Genomic DNA, 6,698 nt, shown 5'->3' with positions numbered 1-6,698 from the left:
CCCCCCATCCCCCTGCCCCCCTGCCTCTTCTCCCATTCCCTGACAATTCGTGCTATCTTGAGCTTGCTGCTAAAACTTGTTGCAATAGTGACAAGAGTAATACGGTAGTCAAAAACTTCCGGTTTTTAAGCAAAGCCATCTGGTAAAATTTGTAAGGTTTCTAGTAGCTCTAAGCAATGGGATCGACTTGCGTACGGATAGCAATTGACGCAATGGGAGGGGATCATGCACCCGGTGAAATCGTTGCTGGCGCACTGCGCGCAAGTGAAGAATTGGGTGTGAAAGTCTTATTGGTTGGTGATCCCCAACAAATTGCAGATGCCTTGCCGCCAAAAACTAACTTGGCGCAGGTGGAGATCGTTCCTGCTGAGGAAGCGATCGCAATGGATGAGGAGCCTTTGAATGCAGTTAGACGCAAACGCAAGGCTTCAATCAATGTGGCGATGGATTTGGTGAAGCAGCAGCAAGCAGACGCTGTGTTTTCTGCGGGACACTCAGGGGCAGCTATGGCATCAGCGTTGCTCCGCTTAGGAAGATTATCAGGAATTGACCGCCCAGCTATTGGCACGGTTTTTCCCACCATCAAGGCTGGCAAACCAGTACTAATACTTGATGTCGGCGCGAATGTAGACTGTCGCCCTAAGTTTTTAGAGCAGTTTGCTGTGATGGGGTCAACTTATAGCCAGTATGTTTTGGGTACAAGCAAACCCAAAGTAGGTTTGTTGAATATTGGCGAAGAAGACACTAAGGGGAATGAAATAGCTCTGCGCGCCCACCAACTGCTACGGGAAAATTCCCAAATTAATTTTATTGGAAATGCTGAAGGGCGTGATGTCCTTTCTGGTGAATTTGATGTGATTGTCTGCGATGGTTTTGTGGGCAATGTGTTATTAAAATTTGCCGAAGCAGTCGGCGAAGTGATTTTGCAAATCTTACGGGAAGAATTACCCCAAGGATTGCACGGTCAAATTGGTACGGCAATTTTAAAACCTAACCTCAAACGCGTTAAGCAACGCATGGATCACGCAGAACATGGTGGTGCATTGCTTTTAGGCGTTGCCGGAGTTTGTTTTATTGGTCACGGTAGCTCTCAAGCTCCCTCTATTTTTAATGCAATTCGCATGGCTAAAGAAGCTGTAGATAATCAGGTACTGCAAAGACTCAAGTCCCAATACGAAGTCCTACAGCAAGAAAGCGGTTAGCAATTAGCCACAAAACTAGCGATCAATAGCTGGAGAAAAGTCATTGGTCAAGGGAACATGACTAATGGCTGATGACTAATGACCAATGACTAAAAGCTGATAGCTTGGGAGACTAGGAGTGGAAAATTTAGGCATAGCATTTACCGGCAGCGGTTCGGCAGTACCAAAAACTTATCTCGATAACCAGGCACTCACTGAACTAGTAGAAACTTCAGATGAGTGGATTACCACAAGAACGGGTATTCGTCAACGGTGTTTAGCACTGCCATCGGAGTCTTTAAAAACACTGGCATCTGATGCTGGTAGTCAGGCGATCGCAGCTGCTGGCATTAAAGCAACTGACCTGGATTTAATTTTATTAGCGACATCCACCCCTGATGATTTATTTGGTAGTGCTTGTCAAGTTCAAGCAGAGTTAGGAGCAACTAAAGCTGTAGCGTTTGATTTAACAGCAGCCTGCTCTGGTTTTGTGTTTGGGTTAGTAACCGCAGCCCAATACATTAGAACAGGAGTATTCCAAAATGTACTGCTGATAGGAGCGGATATCCTCTCTCGCTGGGTAGATTGGCAAGACCGACGTACTTGCATATTGTTTGGTGATGGTGCTGGGGCGGTAGTTTTACAAGCAAATAAAAGCGATCGCTTGTTAGGATTTGCCATCAAAAGTGACGGCACACAAAATAATTCTCTTAATTTGTCTTATACGGGTGCAGCCCAAGAAATCATCCCCGGCGTAGAAATCACCAAAGGTACATACCAGCCCATCACCATGAACGGTCAAGAAGTATACCGCTTCGCCGTACAAAAAGTCCCAGAAATTATTGATAAAGCCTTATTTCAAGCTAACCTCAGTGTTGATCAAGTAGATTGGTTACTATTGCATCAAGCCAACCAACGGATTCTCGATGCCGTTGCCCAACGCTTAAATATTCCAGACCACAAAGTTATTAGTAATCTTGCCAATTATGGTAATACCTCCGCCGCCTCCATTCCTCTAGCGTTAGATGAAGCCGTGAGACAAGGCAAAATCAAACCTCACGAAATTATTGCCGCATCTGGCTTTGGTGCTGGGTTAACTTGGGGCGCAGCCATCTTTCAATGGGGCCGTTAGGGACTGGGAAACCCCTTTTGGGAAATTCAAAAGTTAAAAGTCAAAAGTCAAAAACGATTCATTGTGACTTTCAAATTGATTTATCCCTACTCCCCACTCCCCACTCCCCACTTCCGTCTTTCACAATGACAAATGACCAATGACTAAAACTGCATGGGTGTTTCCCGGACAAGGTTCTCAAGCCATAGGAATGGGAATAGATTTATTAGATATACCTACCGCTAAAGACAAATTTGCCCAAGCCGAAGCAATTTTAGGCTGGTCGGTAACAGAATTATGTCAAAACGCAGAAGAAAAATTATCACAGACGCTGTATACACAGCCCAGTCTGTATGTAGTGGAAAGCATTTTAGCCGACTTGTGCCGGGAACGGGGACACAAACCAGATATAGTTGCTGGTCACAGCTTGGGTGAATATATTGCCCTTTACATTGCAGGTGTCTTTGAATGGTCGGCTGGGTTACATCTAGTCAAGCGTCGTGCTGAACTGATGGATAGTGCAGCAGGCGGAATGATGGCGGCTTTGATGAACTTTGATAGTGAACAGTTAGAAACAGTTTTGGGACAGACACCAGATGCAGTGTTGGCAAATGATAACAGTCCGGCTCAGGTAGTTATCTCTGGTACTCCTGAAGCGGTAAGATCTGTCATGTCTCAAGTTAAGGCCAAACGTGCTATACCCTTAAAAACCTCTGGTGCATTTCATTCCCCCTTTATGGCGGCGGCTTCTGCGGAATTCCAAGACATTCTCGAATCAATAGAATTTCAGCCAGCTGTGATACCAGTATTATCCAATGTAGATCCGTTGCCATCTACTGATGCCAAAATTATCAAACAGCGCCTCAGCCAACAAATGACAGGTTCCGTCCGCTGGCGAGAAATTTCTCTGCAATTACCCACACATGGCATTGAACAAGTAGTAGAAATTGGCCCTGGTAATGTGCTAACTAATTTAATTAAACGTACCAGTCCAGACTTAACCTTAAAAAACATCCGTAATGCTGCTGAATTGCCAGAATAGAGAATAGGGACTAGGGAATAAAGGAACATAGTAAATTATTCCCAATACCCATTACTCCTGATTTCCAGAGGGGGCCCCGAGTTCCCCATTTGCCCCTGATTCCCAGAGGGGCCCCAGTTCCCCATCTCCCAATCCCCCTATGACTAAAAGCCGCGAACCTATAATTAGTCTGACACTCTACCGCGCTTTTAAGTGGTCGATTGTCAGTCCTATGTTTCATACATACTTTCGGGGGCGAATTTATGGGGTCGAAAATGTCCCGCAATCACAGCCTTTGGTGGTAGTGAGTAATCATGCAAGTTACTTTGATCCGCCGATAGTCTCTAGTTGTGTACGTCGTCCTGTGGCATACATGGCGAAAGAAGAGTTATTTGAAGTCCCAGTTTTGGCACAAGCAATTAAATTATATGGTGCTTACCCAGTAAGTCGGGGTAGTGCCGATCGCAATACTATTCGTTCAGCCCTGGAGTGTATGGAAAATGGTTGGGCTGTAGGTGTGTTCTTAGAAGGTACGCGCACCCCAGATGGTAGGATAAAAGATCCTAAAAGGGGTGCAGCACTGTTGGCAGCCAAGGCAAAAGTGCCATTATTGCCAGTGAGTATATGGGGTTCTGAGAAAATATTACAAAAAGGCTCGGCTATACCTCATGCAGTTCCCTTAACTGTGAGAATTGGTCAATTAATTGACCCTCCTAGTTCTACAAATAAGGAAAAATTGCAGGCTGTGACACAACAATGTGCGACAACAATTAATCAAATGCATGATTTAGGGCGTTGAAAAATATACTTTAGGAGGGTAGCGATCGCCACTTGGTTTTTGTATGCTGAAAGTTAGACTTGATGTTTACCTGCTCTAGTTAGTTCAAACCTATTCTCCCTGTAAGTAGGACGGCGTAAATAATTAAAGGTTTGTAGTGAGGACTTTAGTCCTCAAATCATGGCTAGAGCCGCTGACTACGAAATTAATTGTAATTATTTTACATTGCTTAACATAGTTTGATTTTTTCTCGCCGACTTACTTCAAAAGTATAAGATACCAAATTAGTAAATAACACCTAGTTTTATTACTAAGGTAAAGTATGGAAACCTGATGTTGTCAGGTTTTTTTGATTCTTTTAATTAACAATTAAAAATTAATATGAGCGGCTTTAAAGCTAAAAATGTTTGGGATAGATTGAATAATTCCGCATTAGTCCGCTTTCTACTATTGGTAGCTTCCGGTTGGGCAATTACACAGCTTTTAGCTTACTTTGAAGCAGTGATAGTTATTTTCACATTCGCTGCTATTTTAGCTTTCTTACTCAGCTATCCTGTAGAATGGCTGCGGCATTTTGTTCCTCACAGCATAGCAGTGATTGTAGTTTTCTTAATTAGTATAGTTATTATTGGTAGTTTAATAATCACCATAAGTTTAGCGGTAATATCTCAAGGACAACAATTAATCGATAGTATTTCCGTATTTTTAAGCTCTTTCATTCCTGTATTGGAAAGAATTGAAGAGTTACTTCGTAACCGAAATTTACAGATAGATTTGACTTTGATTGAAGAACAGTTACGAAATCAAGCTATCGCAACTTTAGTAACTGTTTTAGCTATATTACAACAAATGCTAACTAATTTTGTAACTTTTATATTAATTGCAGTTGTAGCCTTTTTTATGCTTTTAGATGGCGAAAAACTTTGGCATCTACTCATTAAAATAGTTCCCCAACAACGACGTAGTAAATTTACTCATATAATTAGACGCAACTTTTTAGGATTTTTTCGAGGACAGCTATTATTAACGTTATTTCTCACAAGTTCTACTTTCCTCGTTTTCTCAATATTAAGAGTACCTTTTACATTACTATTGTCTTTAATAGCGGGAATACTCGATATCATTCCAGGCATAGGAGCCACATTAGGCGTGGGTGTAGTCACATTGATTGTGTTATCGCAAAATGTCTGGTTAGCCTTAAAAGTATTAGCGGCCTGTATCATCCTCCAACAAATTCAAGATAACTTATTAGCACCGCGAATTATGCAAGGTGCGCTCAATCTTAATCCTGTGGTAGTATTTTTTGCTTTATTAATTGGTGCGAGAGTAGCAGGCTTACTAGGAATCTTTATCTCTATTCCCATTACTGGAGTAATTGTCTCTTTGTTTGAGATTGATGAAATGAAAGCCGAAGTTTAGCATATCTATTTCTTTGTGTATGCCCTGCTTCGCTATGAAAATCTCAATACACAACCGCAGCAGACAATAGTCCTGAGAAATTTATCTAAGTGGTAAAATCGGCCCTAGACGAATCAAGATGAGTAATCATGTCGGATTTAAGAACAGAACTAAGCACCAATCTAGATGAAGCTGCGTGGGAGTGGCTAATTCCTCATGTGCAAAGGGACGCAGTGATTGTAGTAGCATCAGACCTAGACTTGCTTGATGTAGGAGTAGCGATCGCTAGTGATAATATTTCATCTGTGCAACAATGGATAGATCAGCAATTAATGGTTAAACCTTCAAACACACAAGTGGGAAACTGGAATAGCGATCGCACTAAAAAATTTCACACACTCATCCTCCAACCCTATGTCTTAGTGCAAGAAATGGCAGCTTAAGATAATAAGAGACGGCCAAGGGGTCGTCTCTGTTAGGCAATTTTGACTTGTGAATTTTACCAAAAGATAAGGTTTAAAGCGGAGTGGAATTGTGTGTGGTTTTTCTCCCCTGCCCCCTACCCCCCTGCTTTTTCACTTTCCTCGCAGCAGTACCAGTCTCTTATCTATTTCTACTCTGTTCTGCACCCGTGTAACCAGTAGCTACCCAAAGTAAGGCTCTCGCTCCATCACGGATAGACTTCTCCACAGGTTCATGGGCGTTGTTTGAAGGTACTGGTACAGGTTTAAAATAAATACCCCGACTACCCAAAACTATCTCACCAACCACGCGAGCGCGGCGCATATGAAACTCTGACGTCACCAAATAAATACTTTTAATGCCGCGAGCTTGCAAATCATCTACCAAACTAGTGAAGTTGGTCACAGTATCAACTGCTTCATAATCCAAATGTAATCGTTTGGTATCCACTCCAGCCTTAGCAAACACATCTTGAGTAGATTTAGGTGGGCTACCACCCGAAATCCAAATTGGTAAATTTGGATGCTCACGCGCAAAATCGGCTGTAAATTTCTCTCTTTCTAAATGTGACGTAGAACCACCCAAGACTAATACTGCTTGGGGTTGCACACGCTCGTTTTGCGATTCTTGGTATCCCAACCACATCAGCAGTGGTAGGGCAAAAATCATAAACCGAAATGAGTGACCTGTAAACAATATATTCTTCAAGGCTCTATAGATGAGGTCCGCTGAGTCCGAGATTTTCTA

General features: G+C 42.5%; 7 protein-coding genes. 6 read left to right on the top strand and 1 reads right to left on the bottom strand.

Annotated elements, in window-relative coordinates:
• The first annotated feature begins 176 nt into the window (after nucleotides 1-176).
• The 6 genes from plsX (at nucleotide 177) to ACM0OS_RS07485 (ending at nucleotide 5,932) form a co-directional block, all read left to right on the top strand.
• Complete coding sequence (plsX, locus tag ACM0OS_RS07510) at nucleotides 177-1,202, top strand: phosphate acyltransferase PlsX (protein WP_414542536.1); 1,026 nt, start codon at nucleotides 177-179, stop codon at nucleotides 1,200-1,202.
• A gap of 118 nt (nucleotides 1,203-1,320) precedes the next feature.
• Nucleotides 1,321-2,313 (top strand): beta-ketoacyl-ACP synthase 3, encoded by a 993-nt coding sequence (locus ACM0OS_RS07505; RefSeq protein WP_414542535.1) that lies wholly within the window; start codon nucleotides 1,321-1,323, stop codon nucleotides 2,311-2,313.
• A gap of 139 nt (nucleotides 2,314-2,452) precedes the next feature.
• Nucleotides 2,453-3,334, top strand: coding sequence for an ACP S-malonyltransferase (fabD, locus tag ACM0OS_RS07500; protein ID WP_414542534.1), 882 nt, complete (start codon nucleotides 2,453-2,455; stop codon nucleotides 3,332-3,334).
• A gap of 139 nt (nucleotides 3,335-3,473) precedes the next feature.
• On the top strand, nucleotides 3,474-4,112 hold the full coding sequence (locus ACM0OS_RS07495; protein ID WP_414542533.1) for a lysophospholipid acyltransferase family protein: 639 nt from the start codon (nucleotides 3,474-3,476) through the stop codon (nucleotides 4,110-4,112).
• 360 nt (nucleotides 4,113-4,472) lie between these two features.
• Nucleotides 4,473-5,510: an AI-2E family transporter gene (locus ACM0OS_RS07490; RefSeq protein ID WP_414542532.1), complete on the top strand. Its 1,038-nt coding sequence runs from the start codon at nucleotides 4,473-4,475 to the stop codon at nucleotides 5,508-5,510.
• 128 nt (nucleotides 5,511-5,638) lie between these two features.
• Nucleotides 5,639-5,932 carry a DUF2288 domain-containing protein gene (locus ACM0OS_RS07485; RefSeq protein WP_414542531.1) on the top strand — a complete coding sequence of 98 codons (294 nt, stop codon included), beginning with the start codon at nucleotides 5,639-5,641 and terminating at the stop codon, nucleotides 5,930-5,932.
• 160 nt (nucleotides 5,933-6,092) lie between these two features.
• On the opposite strand, the gene ACM0OS_RS07480 is transcribed toward ACM0OS_RS07485, so the two are convergent.
• Entirely contained in the window at nucleotides 6,093-6,620 is a 528-nt protein-coding gene (locus ACM0OS_RS07480) for a YdcF family protein (protein ID WP_414542530.1), read from the bottom strand.
• Nucleotides 6,621-6,698 lie beyond the last annotated feature (78 nt).

Origin of the sequence: Nostoc sp. CCY0012 (assembly GCF_963920855.1) — a bacterium.
In the GTDB taxonomy this organism is placed as follows: Bacteria; Cyanobacteriota; Cyanobacteriia; order Cyanobacteriales; family Nostocaceae; genus Cyanocohniella.
The sequence above is the reverse complement of the archived record's forward strand: the minus strand, read 5'-3'. Positions and strand labels throughout refer to the sequence as shown.

Bases quoted from the DNA above. Each gene is read 5' to 3' on its own strand.
- plsX (WP_414542536.1), top strand. From the start codon at position 177: ATGGGATCGACTTGCGTACGGATAGCAATTGACGCAATGGGAGGGGAT.
- fabD (WP_414542534.1), top strand. From the start codon at position 2,453: ATGACTAAAACTGCATGGGTGTTTCCCGGACAAGGTTCTCAAGCCATA.
- ACM0OS_RS07495 (WP_414542533.1), top strand. From the start codon at position 3,474: ATGACTAAAAGCCGCGAACCTATAATTAGTCTGACACTCTACCGCGCT.
- ACM0OS_RS07490 (WP_414542532.1), top strand. From the start codon at position 4,473: ATGAGCGGCTTTAAAGCTAAAAATGTTTGGGATAGATTGAATAATTCC.
- ACM0OS_RS07485 (WP_414542531.1), top strand. From the start codon at position 5,639: ATGTCGGATTTAAGAACAGAACTAAGCACCAATCTAGATGAAGCTGCG.
- ACM0OS_RS07480 (WP_414542530.1), bottom strand. From the start codon at position 6,620: ATGATTTTTGCCCTACCACTGCTGATGTGGTTGGGATACCAAGAATCG.